At 74.6% G+C, this 20,947-nt stretch carries 21 protein-coding genes; 7 read left to right on the top strand and 14 right to left on the bottom strand.

Going from position 1 to position 20,947, the window contains the following annotated elements:
- Window positions 1–236: 236 nt before the first annotated feature.
- The gene (locus tag ABT122_RS03665) at window positions 237–965 is read right to left on the bottom strand and encodes a VIT1/CCC1 transporter family protein (protein ID WP_351544726.1); all 729 of its coding nucleotides are present in this window, start codon (window positions 963–965) and stop codon (window positions 237–239) included.
- 210 nt (window positions 966–1,175) lie between these two features.
- Between ABT122_RS03665 and ABT122_RS03660 the strand changes: the two genes are divergently transcribed.
- The 6 genes from ABT122_RS03660 to ABT122_RS03635 are packed head-to-tail and all read left to right on the top strand — an operon-like array spanning window position 1,176 to window position 8,201.
- Window positions 1,176–2,234, top strand: coding sequence for an ADP-ribosylglycohydrolase family protein (locus ABT122_RS03660; RefSeq protein ID WP_351544723.1), 1,059 nt, complete (start codon window positions 1,176–1,178; stop codon window positions 2,232–2,234).
- On the top strand, window positions 2,231–3,667 hold the full coding sequence (locus tag ABT122_RS03655; RefSeq protein ID WP_351544721.1) for an ADP-ribosylglycohydrolase family protein: 1,437 nt from the start codon (window positions 2,231–2,233) through the stop codon (window positions 3,665–3,667). Before ABT122_RS03660 ends, ABT122_RS03655 begins: the two co-directional genes overlap by 4 nt.
- Window positions 3,630–4,802, top strand: coding sequence for an ADP-ribosylglycohydrolase family protein (locus ABT122_RS03650; RefSeq protein ID WP_351544718.1), 1,173 nt, complete (start codon window positions 3,630–3,632; stop codon window positions 4,800–4,802). Before ABT122_RS03655 ends, ABT122_RS03650 begins: the two co-directional genes overlap by 38 nt.
- Window positions 4,799–6,184, top strand: a complete 1,386-nt coding sequence (locus ABT122_RS03645) for an ADP-ribosylglycohydrolase family protein (RefSeq protein WP_351544716.1) — start codon at window positions 4,799–4,801, stop codon at window positions 6,182–6,184. The genes ABT122_RS03650 and ABT122_RS03645 overlap by 4 nt, the downstream gene beginning before the upstream one ends.
- On the top strand, window positions 6,181–7,371 hold the full coding sequence (locus ABT122_RS03640) for a CaiB/BaiF CoA transferase family protein (protein WP_351544713.1): 1,191 nt from the start codon (window positions 6,181–6,183) through the stop codon (window positions 7,369–7,371). The genes ABT122_RS03645 and ABT122_RS03640 overlap by 4 nt, the downstream gene beginning before the upstream one ends.
- On the top strand, window positions 7,368–8,201 hold the full coding sequence (locus ABT122_RS03635; RefSeq protein WP_351544710.1) for an HpcH/HpaI aldolase/citrate lyase family protein: 834 nt from the start codon (window positions 7,368–7,370) through the stop codon (window positions 8,199–8,201). Before ABT122_RS03640 ends, ABT122_RS03635 begins: the two co-directional genes overlap by 4 nt.
- Before the next feature lie 165 nt (window positions 8,202–8,366).
- Here ABT122_RS03635 and ABT122_RS03630 read toward each other — a convergent pair whose 3' ends face one another.
- The 12 genes from ABT122_RS03630 to hisI form a co-directional block, all read right to left on the bottom strand.
- A complete protein-coding gene (locus ABT122_RS03630; RefSeq protein WP_351544707.1) occupies window positions 8,367–9,479 on the bottom strand; it encodes a protein kinase family protein in 1,113 nt (370 codons plus the stop codon).
- Between the two features lie 150 nt (window positions 9,480–9,629).
- A complete protein-coding gene (gene lgt / locus ABT122_RS03625) occupies window positions 9,630–10,679 on the bottom strand; it encodes a prolipoprotein diacylglyceryl transferase (RefSeq protein WP_351544704.1) in 1,050 nt (349 codons plus the stop codon).
- Window positions 10,680–10,799: 120 nt separating this feature from the next.
- Window positions 10,800–11,714 carry a DsbA family protein gene (locus tag ABT122_RS03620; protein WP_351544701.1) on the bottom strand — a complete coding sequence of 305 codons (915 nt, stop codon included), beginning with the start codon at window positions 11,712–11,714 and terminating at the stop codon, window positions 10,800–10,802.
- 85 nt (window positions 11,715–11,799) lie between these two features.
- The gene (trpA, locus tag ABT122_RS03615; protein WP_351544698.1) at window positions 11,800–12,624 is read right to left on the bottom strand and encodes a tryptophan synthase subunit alpha; all 825 of its coding nucleotides are present in this window, start codon (window positions 12,622–12,624) and stop codon (window positions 11,800–11,802) included.
- Entirely contained in the window at window positions 12,621–13,859 is a 1,239-nt protein-coding gene (gene trpB / locus ABT122_RS03610) for a tryptophan synthase subunit beta (RefSeq protein ID WP_351544695.1), read from the bottom strand. The genes trpA and trpB overlap by 4 nt, the downstream gene beginning before the upstream one ends.
- A 232-nt stretch (window positions 13,860–14,091) precedes the next feature.
- The gene (gene trpM, locus ABT122_RS03605) at window positions 14,092–14,292 is read right to left on the bottom strand and encodes a tryptophan biosynthesis modulator TrpM (RefSeq protein ID WP_451068226.1); all 201 of its coding nucleotides are present in this window, start codon (window positions 14,290–14,292) and stop codon (window positions 14,092–14,094) included.
- Window positions 14,289–15,098, bottom strand: a complete 810-nt coding sequence (trpC, locus tag ABT122_RS03600) for an indole-3-glycerol phosphate synthase TrpC (protein WP_351544689.1) — start codon at window positions 15,096–15,098, stop codon at window positions 14,289–14,291. Before trpC ends, trpM begins: the two co-directional genes overlap by 4 nt.
- 135 nt (window positions 15,099–15,233) lie before the next feature.
- Complete coding sequence (locus tag ABT122_RS03595) at window positions 15,234–15,671, bottom strand: DUF2752 domain-containing protein (RefSeq protein WP_351544837.1); 438 nt, start codon at window positions 15,669–15,671, stop codon at window positions 15,234–15,236.
- Window positions 15,672–15,762: 91 nt separating this feature from the next.
- Complete coding sequence (locus ABT122_RS03590; RefSeq protein ID WP_351544686.1) at window positions 15,763–16,029, bottom strand: HGxxPAAW family protein; 267 nt, start codon at window positions 16,027–16,029, stop codon at window positions 15,763–15,765.
- Window positions 16,030–16,251: 222 nt separating this feature from the next.
- Entirely contained in the window at window positions 16,252–16,902 is a 651-nt protein-coding gene (locus tag ABT122_RS03585) for a TIGR02234 family membrane protein (protein WP_351544683.1), read from the bottom strand.
- Window positions 16,903–16,942: 40 nt separating this feature from the next.
- Entirely contained in the window at window positions 16,943–18,439 is a 1,497-nt protein-coding gene (locus ABT122_RS03580) for an anthranilate synthase component I (protein WP_351544681.1), read from the bottom strand.
- Window positions 18,440–18,450: 11 nt separating this feature from the next.
- Complete coding sequence (hisI, locus tag ABT122_RS03575; protein ID WP_451068200.1) at window positions 18,451–18,825, bottom strand: phosphoribosyl-AMP cyclohydrolase; 375 nt, start codon at window positions 18,823–18,825, stop codon at window positions 18,451–18,453.
- A 164-nt stretch (window positions 18,826–18,989) separates the two neighbouring features.
- Here hisI and ABT122_RS03570 point away from each other — a divergent pair, with 164 nt between their 5' ends.
- Window positions 18,990–19,628: a TIGR03085 family metal-binding protein gene (locus ABT122_RS03570; RefSeq protein WP_351544677.1), complete on the top strand. Its 639-nt coding sequence runs from the start codon at window positions 18,990–18,992 to the stop codon at window positions 19,626–19,628.
- 102 nt (window positions 19,629–19,730) lie between these two features.
- On the opposite strand, the gene ABT122_RS03565 is transcribed toward ABT122_RS03570, so the two are convergent.
- Window positions 19,731–20,936: a cytochrome P450 family protein gene (locus ABT122_RS03565; RefSeq protein ID WP_351544675.1), complete on the bottom strand. Its 1,206-nt coding sequence runs from the start codon at window positions 20,934–20,936 to the stop codon at window positions 19,731–19,733.
- Window positions 20,937–20,947: the final 11 nt, after the last annotated feature.

Below are 20,947 nucleotides of genomic sequence, written 5' to 3'. Positions count from 1 at the left end.
CCCCTCCCACCCCGCCCCGGGGCACCCCCATCCCCCTGAGACCCCCGCCCCAGCGCGGACCCCAGGCACGAATTCCCGCTCCATCGGCATTTCCGAGGAGCGCCACCTCGGCCCCGCCGGGGTTTGAGCAGCACCACCCCAGCCCCTCTGGGGCTCCCGGACGGGCCGGGGGCACCGGACCGGCCCCGGCGCGGGGGCCGCCCTCAAGCCCCAGACGGGCTCAGGCCGCCCGGGCCCTAAAGCGCGGCCCCCAGCAACGCCCCCAACCCAAAGGTGATCGCCGCCGCCAACCCCCCCAACCCCAGCTGCCTCACCCCACTGAACCACCAGCTCCTCGCCGTCACCCTCGCCACCAGCGCCCCGCACCCGAACAACCCCGCCAGCCCCACCCCCACCGCGGCCCACAGCTCCCCCACCCCCAGCAGATACGGCAGCAGCGGCAGCAGCGCCCCCAGCGCGAACGCCGCGAAGGACGACACCGCCGCCACCACCGGCGACGGAAGATCGTCCGGGTCGATCCCCAGCTCCTCCCGGGCATGGATCTCCAGCGCCTGCTCCGGGTCCCGGGAGAGCTGCATCGCCACCTCCCGCGCGAGCGCCGGCTCCACCCCGCGCGCCACGTACAGCGCCGCCAGCTCCTCCATCTCGTCCACCGGGTGCTTGCGCAATTCGCGCCGCTCCACCTCCAGTTCCGCCTGGACCAGCTCCCGCTGGGAGGCGACCGAGGTGTACTCCCCCGCGGCCATCGAGAACGCCCCCGCCGCCAGCCCGGCCAGCCCCGTCACCACCACGACCCGGGTGGAGACCGCCCCGCCCGCGACCCCCGTCATCAGCGCCAGATTGGAGACGAGACCGTCCATCGCGCCGAAGACGGCGGGCCGCAGCCAGCCGCCGTTCACATCGCGGTGCGTGTGGTTGTCGCGGTGCGCCTCGTGCGTCGGCGCCGCGCTCTCGATGATGGACACGGTCAATCCCCTTCCCCGGCACAGAACGGACCGTTCCGTCCCACACCTTTCGAACAGTGTCGAAAATACGCACGAAGTAAGGGGCGCGCCAGCAAGGCAGGCCGTACTTACCCGACGTCGAGGGGGTGACAGAAACGATTCTCCGACTCGCACGGGGGCACCCGGGGCACAGATCCAGCAACCCGGATCGCGCGCGAGAGGCCCCACCCCATGGATCTGACCGCTGTGACCGCCCGCCACCCCGCCCCCCTCCGCCCCGCGCCCCCGGCCCCCCTCCCCCGCGCGCTCTCCGAACGGGCCCGGGGCGCCCTCCTCGGACTGGCGGTCGGCGACGCGCTGGGGGCGCCCGCCGAGAATCTGCGGCCCTCGGAGATCCGCCGCCGGTGGGGCAGGATCGAGGGCTTCGTCACCGACGACCCGGCCGGCACCGACGACACGGAGTACGCCATCTTCTCCGGCCTGCTCCTCGCCCGGCACGGCTCCGCTCTGACCGTCGCCCATGTGGAGCGGGCCTGGCACCACTGGATCGCCGATCTCGACGAGGGCCCCTTCCGGGGCGCGGGATTCAGCGAGCGCGGCACCCTGGAGAACCTCCGGCGCGGGCTCGCCGCCCCCATCTCGGCCCAGCACCGGCACGCCTGGAGCGACGGTCTGGCGATGCGGGCCGCCCCCTTCGGGGTCTTCGCGGCCGGACGGCCGCTGGAGGCGGCCCGGCTGGTGGCGATCGACGGCACGGTCAGCCACGACGGCGAGGGCATCTACGGCGGCCGGGCGGTGGCCGCGGGCGTCGCGGCGGCGATGGCGGGCGCGGGCCCCGCCGGGGTGATCGGCGCCGCGCTCTCGGTGATCCCGATGGACTCCTGGACGGCGCGGTCGCTGCGCCGGGGCGTGGTCACCGCCCAGCGCGACTACCCGGACACCCTGACGATGGAGCGGGCGGTCCGCTCCTCGGTGGTGATCGGCGGGTACCCCTGGACGGATCTCGCGCCGGAGGCCGTGGGCCTGGCGTTCGGCGCCTTCACGGCGGCGCGCGGCGACTTCCGCACCTCGGTGCTCACCGCCGTCAACATGGGCCGCGACGCCGACACCACGGCGGCGGTGGCGGGCGCGCTGGCCGGGGCGGTCTCCGGTGTCTCGGCGATTCCCGCCGCGTGGGCGGCGGCGATCGGCCCGGTGCGGGGGAGCTGTCTGCCGTCGATGCGCGGCCAGCATGTCCTGGACATCGCGGATCTGCTCTGTCCGGAGGACGGCCCGGAGGCGGCGTCATGACGAGCGCGACGCAGGCCTGGCCCGCGCCGGAACCACGGGAGCCGCTGCACCCCGGGCCCGCGGACACCACCCGCCCGCCCCCGACCGGCCCCGACACCGCCTCCTGCCCACACCCGCCCCCGGCCGGCCCCGACACCGCCTCCTGCCCACACCTGCCCCCGTCCGGCCCCGACACCGACTCCCGCTCGCACCTCACCCGGACCGGACCGGGCGACGCAGGCCGGGAGAGCGGACGGCGGGCGGCGCGGACCGCCCCGGGGCGCCCCGCCGGCGCGGTCACCCGCCCCGTCGAGGGGCTGCTCCTCGGGCTGGCCGCCGGGGACGCCGCAGGCTGGCCCGCCGCCCGCCACCGCGCGGCCCGGATGCCCGAGTGGACCCGCCGGCTCACCCGGGAGCTGGACACCTTCGCCGAGCAGAACGCCACCACCACCCTCCCCGTCCCCATCGCCCTGAACCAGCCGCCCGAGCCGCTGCGGCTCGGACCGTCCGACGACGCGGAGTGGGCCGCCTTCACCGCCGAGACCGTCCTCGCCGCCTCCGGCCGGCTCTTCACCGCTCTCGCCCCCGCCCACCGGCTGCGCGCCGCCGTCGATCTCGCCTGGAACGCGCTGGCCGGCGAGGTCGCGGCGGCGGCGGCCCGGGCGCCCGAGGTGGAGTCGGCCGTCCTGCCGCTCCGGGCGCGGATCTCCGTGCGCGCGGGCCTCGGCAATCTGGCCACCGGGCTGCGCCCGCCCGCCACCGGCCACGACAATCCGCACTACTTCGACGACGCCGCCTGTGTACGGGCGGTGGTCCTGGCCACCGTCCACCCGGGCGACCCCGAATCGGCCGCCGCCCTGGCGGAGTTCGACGCCCGCTACACCCAGGACGGCGACGGGGTGCACGGCGCCCGCGCCATGGCCGCCGCCGTCTCGGCGGCCCTCGGGGGCGCGGCCGTCGACGACGCCGTGGACGCCGCGCTCGCCCAGCTCCCCGACACCACGGAGATCGGCCGCAACGGCCGGCACGCCGTCAGGCTCGCCCGGGAGGCCGCCGCGGCCTTCGATCTCGTACCGCTGCTGGAGCATCAGATCGTGGACCATGTCTACAGCTATGGCATCGCCGCGGCCGAGACGGTCCCGGTCGCCCTCGCCGTCGCGACGGCCGCGCGCGGACGGGTGTCGGAGGCGGTGCCCACCGCGGCCTGTCTCTCCCGGGTCGCCGACTCGGCCCCCGCGCTGGCCGGGGCGCTGACGGGGGCGCTCGGCGGCGGCGACACCATCCCGGCCGGCTGGCGTGCGGCCTGCCGCACCCTCGCGGGGTGCGCACTGCCCCGACTCGCGGGGACGGATCTGGTGAAACTCGCCGAGATGCTGGCAGACTCGGAACTGGCCGTCATGGGTGGACAATTCCGGCATGATGCTGACAGCACTCCCCACCACGGCACTCGATGACCGGATCACCGGCAGTCTGATCGGCGCCGCCGTCGGCGACGCGCTCGGCGGCCCGGTCGAGGGCTGGACCCCGGAGCAGATCACCGAACGCCACGGCGGCCGTGTCCAGGGCATCGTCGGCCCCTGGTACGGCGACGAGTGGCGCACCGCCCGCCCCATCGCCCCCTACCACAAGGGAGACGGGCACGTCACCGACGACACCCTGATGACCCACGCGCTGATCAGGGTGTACGCCACGGTCCGCGACCATCTCGACGCCTACGCGGTCGCCGACCACCTGGTGCCGGACCTGATGACCCGCCCGCGCTGGATTCCCGAGCTGGAGGCCGAGGCACTCCCCCTCCAGCGGATCTTCCTCGCCGAGAAGTGGCTGGTGGCCCGGCTCCACTACGGCCACCACGACCCGCGCGAGGCGGGCTCCGGCAACATCGTCAACTGCGGTGCCGCGATGTACACGGCCCCGGTCGGGCTGGTCAACGCGGCCAACCCCCGGGCCGCCTACGCCGAGGCCCTCGACATCGCGGGCGCCCACCAGTCCTCGTACGGACGGGAGGCGGCCGGGGTCCTCGCGGCGTCGGTCGCGGCGGCCTGCGCGCCGGGCGCCACGCCCGCGACCGTCCTGGACACGGCCCTCTCCCTCGCCAAGGACGGCACGCGCGCCGCCATCGAGGCCGTCGCCGGGGTCGCGGCCCGCCACACCGACCCCGAAGCCGCGCTCGCCCCGCTGCGGGCGGCCGTCGCCCCCTTCGACACCGTGGGACCCGACTACCGCAACCCCTCGCTGGCCGCCCGCCGCCCCTCCCGGGTGCACTCCATCGAGGAGCTGCCCATCGCCCTGGGCATGCTGCTGATCGCCGGGGGCGACTACCGCGGGACCGTGCTGGGCGCGGTCAACTACGGCCGCGACTGCGACTCCATCGCCACCATGGCGGGGGCCATCGCGGGCGCGCTCCACGGGGAGGCGGCGGTGCCCCCGGAGTGGGCCGGGGAGGTCGCCGGGGCCAGCCGGCTCGATCTGCACGCCCCCGCGCGCGAGCTGGCATCGGTGGCCCGGGAGGTCTTCGCGCGCGACCGGGAGCGCCACCGCGCCCACGAGGCCGCCTTCGGCCTGCTGACGGCGGACGGCCCCCGGTGACGGACGACGCGCTCAGGCTGACCTGGGTGCAGCCCGAGGACCTGCTCGGGCACGAGTTGCGGCAGGCGGCGGAGGACGGCCGGGACGCCGCCGGGATCGCCGCCGTCTGGCGCCGGGCGGGCGGGCATCGCCCGCCCGGCGCGGCGGGCGCCTCCCCCGCCCCCGCCCCTCCCGCCCTGCGGGCCCTCGCCCTCCGGCTGCTGGACGAACTGGCCGCCCTCCCCTCCCCGCTGACCGGGGACGAGCCGACCGCCCTCCCCGCCATCCGTGCCGTCTGCCCCGACTGGCCGGCCGCCCCCGCGCCGCGCGGGACCGCGCAGGACGGCCCCTCCCCCGACGCCCTGCACGCCGCCTGGCTCGGCCGGGCCGCGGGGTGCCTGCTCGGCAAGCCGGTGGAGAAGCTCCCGCTGGGCGCCATCCGCGCCCTCGCCCGCGCCACCGGGAACTGGCCGCTCACCACCTGGTTCACCGCCAAGGGCCTCCCCGGCGACCTCGCCCGCGCCCACCCCTGGAACCGGCGCTCCGCCCCCACCTCCCTCGCCGAGAACATCGACGGCATGCCCGAGGACGACGACCTCAACTACCCCCTGCTCAACCTCCTTCTGCTCCAGCGGTACGGACGCGGCTTCCGCACCACCGACGTGGCCCGCCTCTGGCTGGACGAACTCCCCGCGGGCCGCACCTTCACCGCCGAGCGCGTCGCCTACCGCAATCTCCTCTCCGGCGTCGAGCCCCCGCTCACCGCCCTCCACCACAACCCCTTCCGGGAGTGGATCGGCGCCGCCATCCGGGCCGATGTCCACGGCTGGACCCGTCCCGGCGACCCCGGCGGCGCCGCCGAGCAGGCCCACCGCGACGCGGCCCTCACCCACACCGCGAGCGGTGTCCACAGCGCGATGTTCATCGCCGCCACGATCGCCGCCGCGGCGGACGGCACCCACGATGTGCACGGCGCCCTGGCCACCGGTCTCACCGTCGTACCGCCCCGCTCCCGTCTCGCGCGGGCGGTCCGCTCCGGTATCGAACAGGCCCGCGCCGAACCCTCCTTCGACACGGTCGTGGACCGGTTGCACTCCCGCTGGGGCCACCACCACTGGGTGCACGCCGTGCCCAACGCGGCCCTGCTCGCCGCCGCCCTCACCCATGCCGATGGCGACTTCTCCGGCTCCATCTGCCGGGCCGTCTCCGGCGGCTGGGACACCGACTCCAACGGCGCCACCGCCGGGTCCGTCGCGGGGCTGCTCGCCGGAGACCCGAACGCCCTGCCCGAGCGCTGGACCACCCCGCTCAAGAACCGGCTCGCCACCTCCGTCCCCGGCTTCGACGGCATCGGCTTCGACACCCTCGCCCACCTCACCCACCAGGAGGCACACCGCACATGACCACCACCCCCCTTCAGGGCCTGCGGGTCCTGGATCTGGCCACCCTCTTCGCGGGGCCGCTCGCCGCCACGATGCTCGGCGACTTCGGCGCCGAGGTCATCAAGGTCGAGCACCCCGGCCGCCCCGACCCGTCCCGGGGCCACGGCCCCGCCCGGGACGGGGTGGGCCTCTGGTGGAAGCTGCTGGGCCGCAACAAGCGCGCCATCACCCTCGATCTCTCCTGTCCCGGCGGCCGGGACACCCTGCTGCGCCTGGCCGCCACCGCCGATGTGGTCATCGAGAACTTCCGCCCGGGCACCCTGGAGAAATGGGGGCTCGGCTGGCCGGAGCTGAGCGCCGCCGCCCCCGGTCTGGTGCTGACCCGGGTCACCGGCTTCGGCCAGTTCGGCCCCTACTCCCACCGCCCCGGCTTCGGCACCCTCGCCGAGGCCATGAGCGGCTTCGCCGCCGTCACGGGCGAGCCCGACGGCCCGCCGACCCTCCCTCCCTTCGGACTCGCCGACTCGATCGCCGCCCTCGCCACCTCCTACGCCGTGATGACCGCGCTGGCCGCCCGGGCGGTCACCGGGCGGGGCCAAGTGGTGGACATGGCGATCATCGAACCGATCCTGACCGTGCTGGGCCCCCAGCCGCTCTGGTACGACCAGTTGGGTTACGTACAGCCCCGTACCGGCAACCGCTCCCGCAACAACGCGCCCCGCAACACCTACCGCACCCGGGACGGACAGTGGCTGGCCGTCTCCACCTCGGCCCAGTCCGTCGCCGAACGGCTGATGCGGCTGGTGGGCCGCCCCGAACTCACCGAGGAGCCCTGGTTCGCCACCGGCGCCGGGCGGGCCGGCCACGCGGACGAGCTGGACGAGGCGGTCGGCGGCTGGATCGCCCGGCGCGGCCGGAGCGAGGTCCTCGCCGCCTTCGAGAAGGCGGAGGCGGCCGTCGCCCCCGTCTACGACATCCGCGATGTCATGGACGATCCGCAGTACCAGGCGCTGGGGACCATCACCGAGGTGCCCGACCCGGAACTGGGCACCATCCGTATGCAGAACGTCCTCTTCCGGCTCTCCGAGACGCCGGGGGCCATCCGCTGGGCCGGGCGCCCGCACGGCGCCGACACCGAGACGGTCCTCACCGAACTCGGCCTCACCGGGGCCGATATCGCCGAACTCCGCGGCCAGGGCGCCCTGTGACCCTCCCCCTCACCTATCTCTACGCCCCGGGCGACCGCCCCCGGACCGTGCTCAAGGCGCTCGCCTCCGGCGCCGATGTGGTGATCGTCGACCTGGAGGACGCGGTCGCCCCCGACCGGAGGAAATACGCCCTCGCCGCCACGGCCGAACTCCTCACGGCCCCCCAGCCACGGCCCGTCCATGTCCGCATCAACTCCCCCCAGGACATCGCGACACTGACCGGACTTCCCGGCCTCGGCGCGCTCCGTGTTCCCAAGGTCGCACACGCCACTGACATCCACCGGATCGCGGAGCTGGCCCCCGGCGTCCCGCTCCACCCGCTGCTGGAGTCCGCCCTCGCCATCGAGCACGCCTACGCCATCGCCGGCGCGCACCCCGCCGTCCACGCCATCTCCATCGGGGAGGCGGACCTCCGCGCCGACCTGGGCGTACGGGAGGACTCCGCGCTCGACTGGCCGCGCGCCCGGGTCGTGGTCGCCGCCCGCGCGGCCGGGCTCGCGCCACCGGTCCAGTCCGTCTTCCCCGACATCCGGGACATGGAGGCGCTGCGCACGTCCTGCGTCCGCGGCCGGTCGCTGGGCTTCGTGGGCCGGGCCGCGATCCATCCGCGCCAGCTCCCGGTCATCGAGCGGGTCTTCCGGCCCGCGCCGGAGGAGATCGAGGCCGCCGAGGAGATCATCGGGGCCGCCGCGACGGGCGGGGCGGCGTTCGCCCTCCCGGACGGCCGTTTCGTGGACGCGGCGATCGTGGCGGCGGCCCGGCGCACCCTCTCCGCCGCCCGCCGGGAGTCGCCCGGCCGGCCGGGCTCCCTCGGGGAGGCGCCCGGCTAGGGAGTTTCTTTCGGATCGGGCCGGATCGGTGAGCGGGGTCCGGTGCCGTGGACCGCGAGGCGGAGGAGGGAGCCCACGCGGAGCACCGGCGACGGACGGCAACCGACACCGCGGCGGCGCGCGGTGCCGGGGCTCGCGAGCCCGGCACGATCCGAAAGAGACGGCCTAGTCCGCCGCCCGCCGGGAGGTGTCCGGCCGGCCCGGCGCCCCGGTCCACGGGTCGCCGACGCGGCGGAGCCGCTCCAGCGGGTACGGGGTCGATCTGCTCTCCTCGCGGAATCCGCGGAAGAAGCCGGACAGCACGGCGGCGCGCGGCGCGTGGCGGGTGAGGATCGCCCCCACCTCCTCGGGGACCCCGGTGGGCCGCTCGCCTCCGGCACAGCGGCGTATCCGCGCCTCGCGCTCCTCCCGTCCGTCCCCGTACACGGCGGTCGCCAGCCAGTTCACCAGGTGGTTCGCCGTGTAGTCGCGGTCGTAGCTCTCATGGCGCCCGAAGAAGTCCCGCTCATCGGGGGACAGCGCGAAGCGGGAGGAGAGCGCCAGGCCGTAGTCCGTGAAGAAGAGGCGCCGGCCGTCGGTCAGGATGTTCTGGAAGTGCGCGTCGAAGTGCAGCAGTCCGCGGCTGTTCATGAACGAGGTACCGGCCCGCAGCTCCCGCTCCACCATGGCGCAGGCCGCCGCGGCGGTGCCGCCGCCCGCTTCGACGCGGTCCCCCAGCCACTGGTGCAGATCCCGGGGAATGTACTCCAGGAACAGCGCGACGCTCGCCGACGCCTCCCGGAGCGCCTCGATCCGGTGGCGCACCCGCGGGCCGCCGCCCCAGTAGGCGACGGCCCGCTCGATATCGGCCAGCTCGTCGGGCAGGGGCGCCGCGCCGGGGACCACCCGCCAGTGGTACATCAGGGGGAAACCCTCGTACTCCCCCGCGAGCACCCACTCCGTCGTCATGATGTGCGCGGCGAGTTCACGCCAGACCCCGAAGCCGGGTCCGCCGATGGCGCCGATGCCGTAGTGGCAGAAGACGGGCAGTCCGAAGAGGTTCGCCGTGGACCGGAGGTGTTCCGGTCCGCGCTCCACATCGGTCAGGGGGACGCGCTTCACGAAGACCGGTGTGCCGGCGATCTCCAGCAGCGCCGATGTCCCGCCGATGCCGGAGCCGATCGGCTCCGCCGTGTCGAGCAGTTCGGCCAGGGCCGTGTCACCGTACCGGGCGAGGGCGGCGGAGACGGCGACATGGGCGGCCTGCCGGGCGCCGCTGGGCGGAGCGGGATCGTTCAACTGCCGCCTCCACAGGGGCGATGCGCACGGAACGGGGGCCGGGCGGCCCCGCCACGGGACCCTGTGCGGAGTCCCGGAAACGGCCGTGGGCCGCCGGGTATCCAGGGATACCCGGCGGCCCACGGCACGGCGCGGACGTGCCGGCCGGTGTCAGACCTTCTTGGCCGCGGCCGGACCACCGGAGCCGGAGCCGGAGCCGGAGCCGGAACCACTGCCACTGCCACTGCCCGCGCCGGAGGAGCCGGAAGAGCCGGGAGAGGCGGAGGAGCCGTCCGCGGCCTTCGTCCCCCCGGAACCGTCCGACGCGTCCTCGTCGGAACCGTCGGAACCATCGGAAACGTCAGAACCGTCGGAAAGGTCAGAACCGTCGGCGGAGACAGCGCCCGTGCCCTCGGGCTCCACGATCTCCTCCCGGCCCGGCCGCAGCCGCGCCGAGATGACCATGTACACCACCGCCAGGACGAAGACGACGATCGAGGTCCACACATTGAGCCGCAGCCCCAGCACCTCGTGCGCCTCGTCGACCCGCATGTACTCGATCCAGCCGCGCCCCGCGCAGTAACCGGCGACATAGAGGGCGAACGCCCTGCCGTGGCCCAGCCGGAAACGGCGGTCCGCCCAGATCACCAGGACCGCGACCCCGACGCACCACAGGGACTCGTACAGGAAGGTCGGGTGGTAGAGCCCCGCCTCGCGGTTCGGCCCCTCGCTGATCTTCAGAGCCCAGGGCAGATCCGTCGGCTTCCCGTAGAGCTCCTGGTTGAACCAGTTCCCCCAGCGGCCGATCGCCTGGGCGAAGGCGATGGCGGGCGCGAGGGCGTCGGCCCAGGCGGGCAGGGGGATGCCCCGGCGGCGACAGCCGATCCAGGCGCCGACGGCGCCGAAGGAGATCGCTCCCCAGATCCCGAGGCCGCCCTCCCAGATCTTGAAGGCGTCAACCCAGTTCTCACCCTCGCTGAAGTACAGCTGGTAGTCGGTGATCACGTGGTAGAGCCGGCCGCCGACAAGTCCGAAGGGCACCGCCCAGACGGCGATGTCGGCCACGGTGCCGGCCTTGCCGCCCCGGGCGATCCACCGCTTGTTGCCGTACCAGACGGCGACGAAGACGCCGATGATGATGCAGAGCGCGTAGCCGCGGAGCGGAAGCGGTCCGAGATGGATCGCCCCGCTCGACGGGCTGGGAATGTAGGCAAGTTCCATGGCAGGTCCGACGCTACCCTGCCGCACCGCGACCGGGACAACCCGCCCGGGCAACGTCTGCATAACGGGGCCCGGCGGCGGGCGGGTGTCCGGGCCGCCCGCCGCCGGGCCCCGGCGGGCTCAGGGAGCGGTCGCGCCCGGTGCCGGCGCGGCGGGCGGCGGCGCCATGGCGGGCGACGCGGGGGCCGGCGACGCGGAGGCGGGCGCCGAGGAGGCCGGCGGGGCGGGCGTCCGGCTCCCCGGCCGCTTGCCCTTGTTGGCCTCGGTGACCCACCTGCGGAGATTGGCCACGGAGATCTGCTCCCCCGCCTTGTCCGGGAAGACCGACTCGCCGTTGAGCAGCACGGTCGGCGTGCCCTGGAAGCCGCCCTCCGAGAAGGCCGTGTTCGACTTCCGGACCCAGGAGTCGTGCGCGCCGTCCTCCACACAGCCGCGGAAGGCGGGGGTGTCCAGGCCGTCGACCTTGCCCGCCAGCTCGATCAGCCGGCTGTTCTTCCCGAAGGCGTCGTCCGGCTCCGGCGGCTGGTTCTGGAAGAGGACATCGTGGTACGGGGCGAACTTGCCGGCGTCCTGGGCGCAGGCCGCCGCGTTGGCCGCGCGCAGGGAGCCGCTGCCGCCCATGTTCCCGTCGATGATCGTGGCGAGGTTGTACTCGACCTTCAGCTGACCGGACTTCTCCAGGTCGTGGATGGTGTCCCGGAAGACGTTCTCGAACTGGGCGCAGACCGGGCAGCGGAAGTCCTCCCACACCGTGAGCGTGGACGGGGCGTCGCTCGCGCCGACCGGGATGGCCAGTTGGTCCTTGCCCTCCGCGCCGGCGGGGGCCAGCAGCGGACCGCTCCCGGTGCCGCTGTCCTTGCCGCTGTCGGTGTTGGCGGCGATCACCCCGATCACGGCCGCGAGACCGAGGACGGCCACCACCGCGGCGGAGACGATCAGTGTCCGCCGCCGTCTGTCCCGGGCCTTCTCCCGCTCGCGTTCCTGCTGGAGCCGCTCGCGCGCGGACCCTTTCCGTACCTGATTGTTGTCGCTCACATCCCGCAAACGAACCGGGGAGGCGCCAACGCGCCTCCCCGGTCCGGAACCACCCGTACGAGGGATCACGTACGAGCGCGCCGTCCTACGCGCCGGTGCGCCCCTGCCGCACGCCGTCGGCGAGTTCGGCGGCCAGCTGCCGTACGGCCGCCAGTCCCGTGGCCTCGTCCGGGGCGTCCAGCAGCCGCTGGACGAAGGCGGAGCCGACGATCACTCCGTCGGCGAAGGCGGCGACCTCGGCCGCCTGCCGGGCGTTGGAGACGCCGAGGCCCACGCAGACCGGGAGATCGGTGGCGGCGCGGGTGCGCTCGGTCAGGTCCTGCGCCTGGGCCCCCACCGAGGCGCGGGTGCCGGTGACCCCCATCAGCGAGGCCGCGTAGACGAAGCCGGAGCCGGCCGCCGCGATCGTGGCGATCCGCTCGTTCCTGCTGCTCGGCGCGACGACGAAGACGGTGGCCAGGGAGTGCTTCTCGGCGTGCTCGCGCCACACCCCGGACTCCTCGACCGGCAGATCGGGCAGGATGCAGCCGGCGCCGCCCGCCTCGGCCAGCTCGGCGGTGAAGCGTTCGACGCCGTAGCGGTCGATGGGGTTCCAGTACGTCATCACCAGGACCGGCTTGCCGGTGGCGGCGTGGGCCTCGCGGACCGTGCGCATCACATCGGCGATCTTGACTCCGCCGCGCAGGGCGATGTCGTCGGCGGTCTGGATGACCGGCCCGTCCAGGACGGGGTCGCTGTGCGGCAGCCCCACCTCGACGATGTCGGCGCCGCCCGCCAGTACGGCCTTGACCGCCTCGATGCCGCCGTCGACCGTCGGGAAGCCGGCCGGCAGATAGGCGATGAGCGCGGCCCGGTCCTCCGCCTTCGCCGCCGCGAGCGCCTCGCCCAGCAGCTGTACCTGTCCGCTCACTTCGCTTCCTCCCCGTCGTACAGCCCGAAGTAGCGGGCGGCGGTGTCCATGTCCTTGTCGCCGCGGCCGGAGAGGTTGACCAGGAGCAGCCCCTCCGGGCCCAGCTCGCGGCCGACCTCCAGGGCGCCGGCCAGCGCGTGCGCGGACTCGATCGCCGGGATGACGCCCTCGGTGCGGGAGAGCAGCCGCAGCGCGCTCATCGCCTCGTCGTCGGTGACGGCACGGTACTCGCCCCGGCCGCTGTCCTTGAGGTAGGAGTGCTCGGGGCCGATGCCCGGGTAGTCGAGTCCGGCGGAGATCGAGTAGGGCTCGGTGATCTGGCCCTCCTCGTCCTGGAGGACGTACGACCGCGAACCGTGCAGGATGCCGGGCTCGCCCATGGTGAGGGTGGCGGCGTGCTCGCCGGTCTCGATGCCGTGGCCGGCGGGCTCGAAGCCGATGAGCCGGACCCCGCTGTCGGGGATGAAGGCGTGGAAGAGCCCGATGGCGTTGGAGCCGCCGCCGACGCAGGCGAGAGCGGCGTCCGGCAGACGGCCGGCGCGCTCCAGGATCTGGCGGCGGGCCTCGACGCCGATCACCCGGTGGAAGTCGCGCACCATGGCCGGGAAGGGGTGCGGTCCGGCGACCGTGCCGAAGAGGTAGTGGGTGTGGTCGACATTGGCGACCCAGTCGCGGAACGCCTCGTTGATGGCGTCCTTGAGGGTCCTGCTGCCGGACTTCACCGCGATGACCTCGGCGCCGAGGATGCGCATCCGGGCGACGTTGAGCGCCTGGCGCTCGGTGTCGATCTCGCCCATGTAGATGGTGCAGTCCAGGCCGAAGAGGGCGCAGGCGGTGGCGGTGGCCACGCCGTGCTGTCCGGCTCCGGTCTCGGCGATGACCCGGGTCTTGCCCATGCGCCGGGTGAGCAGCGCCTGGCCCAGCACATTGTTGATCTTGTGCGAGCCGGTGTGGTTGAGGTCCTCCCGCTTGAGGAAGATCCGGGCGCCGCCCGCGTGCTCGGCGAACCGGGGCACCTCGGTGAGGGCGCTGGGCCTGCCGGTGTAGTTGACCAGCAGGCTGTTCAGCTCGGCGGTGAAGGCGGGGTCCGCCTTGGCCTTGTCGTACTCGACGGCGACCTCGTCGACGGCGGCGACGAGCGCCTCGGGGATGAACTTGCCCCCGAAGTCGCCGAAGTAGCCGGTCGCGCTGGGGATGCGGCCGTCGGGGTCGGGAATGAAGAAGTCGGAGGACATCCGGCGTACTCCTCGGTCGGGGCGCGGGGCCCCTGAAGTCTGGTGTGGCTCGGGACGGGCGGTGTGCGCGGTCACCGGGGCCCGTGTTCCCGCGGCCGGGCCCGTGGCACGGGGGAACGGCTCCGGGCGCGGCCGTGGGGCGGCGGCGGAGCTGGTCCTCGTACGCGGGTGGAAGAGCCGGGGGATCACCGGTGCGGGCCCGCCGGGGAGCACTCCCCGGGCGGAGCGGGCGTCAGTGGTGCGCGGGCTCGGCGCGCCATCGCATGCCGTTGACCTGCCCCGGCTCCGAGCCGATCACATACCGGACCCGGCGGCCGTGCACGCGCCGGGCCGGGGCGCGGCAGCCGCGGGGGCGGCAGCCGCGCGCCAGGCGGGCGTATGCGTGGCCGGGGACCGGCGGCGGTCGGCGGGGCGGGTGCACGGGGAGCGTCAGCTCCGTCCGTGGCGCAGGGCCGGGTGGGCGCCGGCGGCGACGAGGTCGGCGACGGCCGCCTTGGGGTCGCGCCCGGTGACCAGGGACTCCCCGACGAGCACGGCGTCGGCGCCCGCGTTGGCGTAGGCGATCAGGTCGTGCGGGCCGCGCACCCCGGACTCGGCGACCTTCACGATGTGGGCCGGGATGTCCTCCGCGACCCGCTCGAAGGTGGAGCGGTCGACCTTGAGGGTCTTGAGGTCGCGGGCGTTGACGCCGATGATGCGGGCGCCGGCCGCCACCGCGCGCTCGGTCTCCTCCTCGTCGTGGACCTCGACCAGCGGGGTGAGGCCGATCGACTCGGCGCGCTCGATCAGCGAGACCAGGGCCTCCTGCTCCAGCGCGGCGACGATCAGCAGCACCAGGTCGGCGCCGTGGGCACGGGCCTCCCAGAGCTGGTAGGCGGTGACGATGAAGTCCTTGCGCAGGACCGGGATGTCGACCTTGGCCCGGACGGCCTCCAGGTCGGCGAGCGAGCCGCCGAAGCGGCGCTGCTCGGTCAGGACGGAGATGACGGCCGCGCCGCCCTCCTGGTAGTCCGCGGCGAGTCCGGCCGGGTCGGCGATGGCGGCGAGCGCGCCCTTCGACGGGCTGGAGCGCTTCACCTCGCAGATGACCTGGACACCCTCGCCGCGCAGCGCGGCGGCGCCGTCCCGGGCCGCGGGGGCCTTGGCGGCACGCTCCTTGAGCTCGTCGAGGCTGACGCGCGCCTGCCGTTCCGCGAGGTCGGCGCGTACGCCTTCGATGATCTCGTCGAGCACACTCACCCGAGCGGCCCCCTTCCGGAACGTTGATGGTTGAGGTTCAGCCACTGCCGATGGTATCCGCAGCGGGGCTCCGGCCTCGCATCCGGCCGCCGGCCGTCCCACGTGATGGGACTCCGGGAGGCCCGGCGCGGGGCCTCAGGGGGCCAGCGCGGAGCCGAACGGAAGATTCCGCACCACGCTGAAGAGCAGGACGGCGCCGCCGAGCGACCACCACCACACGGGTGCGGCACGGAGTCTCAGAGGGCGGGACCGGACGGCGAGAATCAGCCAGGCCAGCCAGATGACGGCGAAGGCGAGAGCGCCGGCCACGGCGACCGCGTTGGACCCGAGAGCCGTGGCCAGGTCGCCGTTGACCATGGCGTGGGCGCTGCGCAGACCGCCGCAGCCCGGGCAGTACAGACCGGTGACGCCGAGCAGCGGACAGACCGGATAGTGGCCGGGTTCATTGGGGTCGACCGCGCCCACGTACGCGAAGGCCCCGGCCACCGCCGCGAGGGTGGCCAGGGGCGCGACGAGCCGGCGGGCGAGCGGGGCGGGTCCGGGCTGCCGCCCGGGGGCGGCGGAGGAGGTCATGGCGTCCACCCCGTGATTGTCGCCGGGGACGCGGGCGGGCGCAGCCCGGCGGTGCCGGTCCGCGCCGCGCGCCGCGGGTCGTCCCGGGCCGTCAGAGAGCGGGGCGGGCGTGGGCGCGCGCCGCCTCGGTGGCCCGCTCCCGGGCCTCCAGCTGCTCCGCGGACTTCTTCGGGCTCCCGAGACCGGCGGCCTTCATCGCCAGGCCGACGGCACCGCCGACGAAGACGAGCGCGATGCCGCCCCAGAAGCCGAGCGGGTTGGCGGCGACCATGAAGACGCCGGCGACGCAGAAGCCGACGAAGGCGATGACGACACCGGTCCAGGCGGCCGGGGTGTGTCCGTGGGCGGAGGCCGACATGAATTGCTCCTCGTTGCTGATGTCTGTGGTGAGCCCGGTGCCGGTGCTCGGGAGTGAGCCCGGCGCCGTGCCGGTGAGCCCTGGTACGGGAATCCGCCGGGCTCGTCACTCATTGTTCCGCACGCGGTGCGTCCGTACGCGTCCGGGGGCCGGGAGCGGGGCCGGATGGCCCGGACGGCCGGGGGCCGGGCGGCGGGGGCCCGGGTGCCGGCGGGCCGGGTGTCAGCGGGTGGGGTCCTCGCCGCGGTCCAGGGCCTTCCACAGGTCCTCGGGGCGGTCGGGGTCGGCGGAAGCGGGCGCGGTGCGGGCCCGGGGCGCTCCCTCGCGCTCGTACCGCCCCGACATGGCGGGCCACCGGGCGCCGTAGCGGAGCGCGAGCAGCCCGGCGGCGAGGATCAGCAGCGCGCCGGCCATGCTCACCCAGGGCCAGGCCGTATGGGTGAGGGCGTCGGCGGTGGCGGCGGAGTCGCCGACGGCCTCGGCCGCCTTGGCGTCGAGGGCCGTGGAGTCGGTGGCGCCGAGGAAGGCGGCGAGCGCGGCGCCGGCGCCGCTCAGGGCGAGCAGCGCCGAGACGAGGAGCCGGCCGGAGCGGCGGACCGCGAAGACGGCGACGAGCGCGGCCAGGCCGACGACGGCGAGAGCGGTGGGGACGCCGGTGACCTCGCTGCCGCCGGCCTCCAGCGGCAGCGGGGTGCCTGCGGCCTCGGCGGTGCCCTCGGCCCAGGTCTGTCCCGAGGTGAGCAGGACGACGGCGGCGCCGGCGGCGCCGAGGAGCAGGGCGGCGGCGAGGCTCCGGCGGCCGCTCCGGGCGGCCGGGGCGGCTGTGGAGGCGGTACGGGGCTGGGGTACGGGAACAGCACTCACCCGACCCACTATCCCCTACGCCGTTCCGGAACCGGGGGGCGGCCGGAGGCTACCGGCCGGTACCGCCGTTCAGACGGTTGGCGGTGTGGACGGCGCGGAGCACGGCGGCGGCCTTGTTCCGGCACTCGGTGTCCTCGGCGACCGGGTCGGAGTCGGCGACGACACCCGCTCCGGCCTGGACGTACGCGGTGCCGTCGCGCAGCAGCGCGGTGCGGATGGCGATCGCGGTGTCGGAGTCGCCGGCGAAGTCGAGATAGCCGACACAGCCGCCGTACAGCCCGCGCCGGGAGGGCTCCAGCTCGTCGATGATCTGCATGGCGCGGGGCTTGGGCGCGCCGGAGAGGGTGCCGGCCGGGAAGCAGGCGGTGAGCACGTCGAAGGCGGTACGGCCCTCGGCGACCTCGCCGGTCACCGTCGAGACGATGTGCATCACATGGCTGTACCGCTCGATGGACATGAAGTCGACGACCTCGACGCTGCCGGGGCGGCAGACCCGGCCCAGGTCGTTGCGGCCGAGGTCGACCAGCATCAGATGCTCGGCGCGCTCCTTGGGGTCGGCCATCAGCTCGTCGGCGAGGGCCTGGTCCTCCTGCGGGGTGGCGCCGCGCGGGCGGGTGCCGGCGATGGGGTGGACCATGGCGTGCCCGTCCTCGACCTTGACCAGGGCCTCGGGGCTGGAGCCGACGACATCGAAGCCGTCGAAGCGGAAGAGGTACATGTACGGGCTGGGGTTGGTGGCCCGCAGCACCCGGTAGACGTCGAGAGCGCTCGCCGCGCACTCCGTCTCGAACCGCTGGGAGGGCACGACCTGGAAGGCCTCCCCGGCCCGGATGCGCTCCTTGATGTCCTCGACGGCCTCCTGGTACTGCTCGCCGCCCCACTTCGCGGAGAACGCGGGCAGCTCGGAGGGCGGCAGCACGGCCGGTACGGAGGCCAGCGGGCGGGCGAGGTCCCTCTCCATGGCGTCGAGCCGGGCGACGGCGTCCGCGTGGGCCTCGTCGACCCCGGTGTCGAGGTCGTTGTGGTTGATGGCGTTGGCGATCAGCACGACGGTGCCGTCCCAGTGGTCGAGCACCGCGAGATCGGAGGTGAGGAGCATGGTCAGCTCGGGCAGCCGCAGATCGTCCCGCTCGCCGGGGCCGATCCGCTCCAGCCTGCGGACGATGTCGTACCCCAGATAGCCGACCATGCCGCCGGTGAAGGGCGGCATGCCGGAGACCAGGTCGCGCGGGGTGTGCAGGGTCTCCACGGTGGCGCGCAGCGCGGCGAGCGGATCGCCGTCGGCGGGGACGCCCACGGGCGGGGTGCCGAGCCAGTGCGCCCGGCCGTCCCGCTCGGTGAGGGTGGCGGCGGAGCGCACACCCACGAAGGAGTAGCGGGACCAGGACCGCCCGTTCTCGGCCGACTCCAGCAGGAAGGTGCCGGGGCGCTCGGCCGCCAGTTTGCGGTAGAGCGCGACCGGGGTGTCTCCGTCGGCGAGGAGGCGGCGGCTGACGGGGATGACACGGCGGTCGGCGGCGAGCTTGCGGAAGGTCTCCAGGTCCATGGCGCCCGACCCTACTTTCCGAGCGGGAGCGCGCCCGCGTCGAAGCAGGTGCGGTCCCCGGTGTGACAGGCCGCGCCCACCTGGTCGACCTTGACCAGCAGGGTGTCGGCGTCGCAGTCGAGGGCGACGGACCTGACGTGCTGGACATGGCCGGAGGTGTCGCCCTTGACCCAGTACTCCCGGCGGCTGCGGGACCAGTAGGTGCAGCGGCCGGTGGTGAGGGTGCGGTGCAGGGCCTCGTCGTCCATCCAGCCCAGCATCAGCACCTCCCCGGTGTCGTACTGCTGGGCGATGGCGGGGACGAGCCCGTCGGGGTCGCGCTTGAGGCGGGCGGCGACGGCGGGGTCGAGGGAGCTGGCGGGGACACTGCTGGTCATGCGCTCCATTGTGCCGCGCCCCGGGGGTGGTCCGGGCCGCCGTCCACAGGCCGGACCCGGACGGGCACGGGCGGGCCGCCCGGCGGGGCGCGGCCGGGTCACCGGGCCGCACCCGGGCGGGTCGCGGACGGGTCGCTGGGCGGACCGGGCCCGGTCGCCGTACCCTGGCCAGCATGTCGACCCATGCGAAGCGTGAACGGCTTCTGCTCGCGGATCTGTTGGAATCGGCCGGTCCGGACGCGCCGACCCTGTGCGGGGGCTGGCGCACCCGGGACCTCGCGGCCCATGTGGTGGTGCGCGAGCGCCGGGCCGACGCGGCCGGCGGCATCCTGTTCGGCGCCCTGCGCGGCAGGCTGGAGCGGGTGCAGTCGGAGTTCGCCGCGAAGCCGTACGAGGAGCTGATCCAGCTGATCCGCACGGGTCCGCCGCGCTTCTCCCCGTACAGCGTCAAGCAGGTGGACGAGGCCGCGAACACGGTGGAGTTCTTCGTCCACGCGGAGGATGTGCGGCGGGCCCAGCCCGACTGGACGGCGCGCCCGCTGGACCGGGTGTTCGAGGACGCGCTCTGGGCCCGGCTGGAGAAGGGTGCCCGGCTGCTTGGCCGGAAGTCACCCGTCGGACTGGTGCTGCGCCGCCCGGACGGGCAGACGGCGGTGGCGCACCGGGGCACCCCGGTGGTCACGGTGACCGGGGAACCGGGTGAGCTGACCGTCTTCGCCTTCGGCCGGCAGGACGCGGCCCAGGTGGATCTGGCGGGCGAGAAGGAAGCGGTCTCCCGGGTCCGGGACGCCCGCCTCGGCATCTCGTCCTGACCGAGGCGCCCGGGCTCCGGCCCGGCCCCGGGGGCGCGCGGCATCCCCGCCCGGGCCCCGCCGTGCCGGAACCGACCGTGCCGGGCCGGCGCCGTGGGGTGATCACCAGCGCACGGGGATCGACCGCACCCCCCGGATCAGCATCCCGGACATCCAGTTCAGCTCCCGCTCGTCCACGGCCAGGGCCAGACCGGGGAAGCGCTCCAGCAGCGAGCGGATCGCGATCTTCCCCTCCATCCGGGCCAGGGGCGCGCCCAGGCAGTAGTGGAGGCCGTGGCCGAAGGCGATATGGCCCCGGGCGTCCCGGCGGATGTCGAAGCGGTCCGGCTCCGGGAAGCGCACCGGGTCGCGGTCGGCGTCGGCCATCGCGATGACGACGGGCGAGCCCGCGGGAATGGTGTCCCCGCCCAGCTCGATGTCCTCCAGGGCGAGCCGGAAGGTGGAGTTCTCCACCGGGCCGTCGTAGCGGAGCATCTCCTCGATCGCGCCGTCGAGCAGACCCGTGTCGGCGCGGAGGTCGGCGAGCTGATCGGGGTGGGCGAAGAGCCCGAGCATGCCGTTGCCGATCAGATTGACCGTGGTCTCGTGCCCGGCGACCAGGATCAGCAGGGACATCCCGATCAGCTCTTTGTGGGAGAGCCGGTCGCCGCCCTCGTCCACGGCGTGGATCAGGGCGCTGAGCATGTCGTCGCCCTGCCGCTCCCGCTTGGCGGCGATCAGCGCGACCAGATACTCCAGCAGCTCCGTGTAGGCCCGCCCCTCGTTCGCGGGGTTGGTGGGGGCGATGATCTCGTTGGACCAGACGCGGAAGCGGTCCCGGTCCAGTTCCGGCACGCCGAGCAGCTCGCAGATGACGATCATCGGCAGCGGGAAGGCGTAGGAGGTGATCAGATCGGCCTCGCGCCGCCCGTCCGCCTCCATCGCGTCGAGCAGTTCATCGGCGACCTGCTGGACCCGGGCGGCCATCGACTCGACCCGGCGGACGGTGAAGCCGCGGGCGACCAGCCGGCGCAGCCGGGTGTGGTCGGGCGGGTCGGCCATCAGCATATGGGCGTGGCCCGGGTGGTCGGGTCCCGCGCCGGAGATCAGCGAGATGTCCCCCGACCCCACCCAGTCGCGGCTCAGCCTCGGGTCGGTGAAGGCGGCACGGCACGCGTCGTGTCCGACGATCAGCCACAGCTCCAGACCTCTGGGGTTGCGCACCCGGTGGAGCGGGCCCTCGGCCCGCAGTTTGGCGTAGACCGGGTACGGGTCGCGCAGGAAATCCGGGCTGAGCTCCAGCAGATCGACAACGGGCCGGACCGCCATGGTGTTCCCCC

Origin of the sequence: Streptomyces sp. NPDC001985, from assembly GCF_040296845.1 — a bacterium.
Classification (GTDB): Bacteria; Actinomycetota; Actinomycetes; order Streptomycetales; family Streptomycetaceae; genus Streptomyces.
Note: the sequence above shows the minus strand (reverse complement) of the source record. Positions and strands in the feature narration are given on the sequence as shown.

Excerpts from the sequence above, each read along its gene's own strand:
- ABT122_RS03590 (WP_351544686.1), bottom strand. The coding sequence starts at position 16,029 with ATGTCGGCCTCCGCCCACGGACACACCCCGGCCGCCTGGACCGGTGTC.
- ABT122_RS03565 (WP_351544675.1), bottom strand. The coding sequence starts at position 20,936 with ATGGCGGTCCGGCCCGTTGTCGATCTGCTGGAGCTCAGCCCGGATTTC.
- ABT122_RS03595 (WP_351544837.1), bottom strand. The coding sequence starts at position 15,671 with ATGACCTCCTCCGCCGCCCCCGGGCGGCAGCCCGGACCCGCCCCGCTC.
- ABT122_RS03580 (WP_351544681.1), bottom strand. The coding sequence starts at position 18,439 with ATGGACCTGGAGACCTTCCGCAAGCTCGCCGCCGACCGCCGTGTCATC.
- ABT122_RS03650 (WP_351544718.1), top strand. The coding sequence starts at position 3,630 with ATGATGCTGACAGCACTCCCCACCACGGCACTCGATGACCGGATCACC.
- ABT122_RS03640 (WP_351544713.1), top strand. The coding sequence starts at position 6,181 with ATGACCACCACCCCCCTTCAGGGCCTGCGGGTCCTGGATCTGGCCACC.
- ABT122_RS03655 (WP_351544721.1), top strand. The coding sequence starts at position 2,231 with ATGACGAGCGCGACGCAGGCCTGGCCCGCGCCGGAACCACGGGAGCCG.
- trpB (WP_351544695.1), bottom strand. The coding sequence starts at position 13,859 with ATGTCCTCCGACTTCTTCATTCCCGACCCCGACGGCCGCATCCCCAGC.
- lgt (WP_351544704.1), bottom strand. The coding sequence starts at position 10,679 with ATGGAACTTGCCTACATTCCCAGCCCGTCGAGCGGGGCGATCCATCTC.
- ABT122_RS03570 (WP_351544677.1), top strand. The coding sequence starts at position 18,990 with ATGTCGACCCATGCGAAGCGTGAACGGCTTCTGCTCGCGGATCTGTTG.
- hisI (WP_451068200.1), bottom strand. The coding sequence starts at position 18,825 with ATGGAGCGCATGACCAGCAGTGTCCCCGCCAGCTCCCTCGACCCCGCC.
- ABT122_RS03660 (WP_351544723.1), top strand. The coding sequence starts at position 1,176 with ATGGATCTGACCGCTGTGACCGCCCGCCACCCCGCCCCCCTCCGCCCC.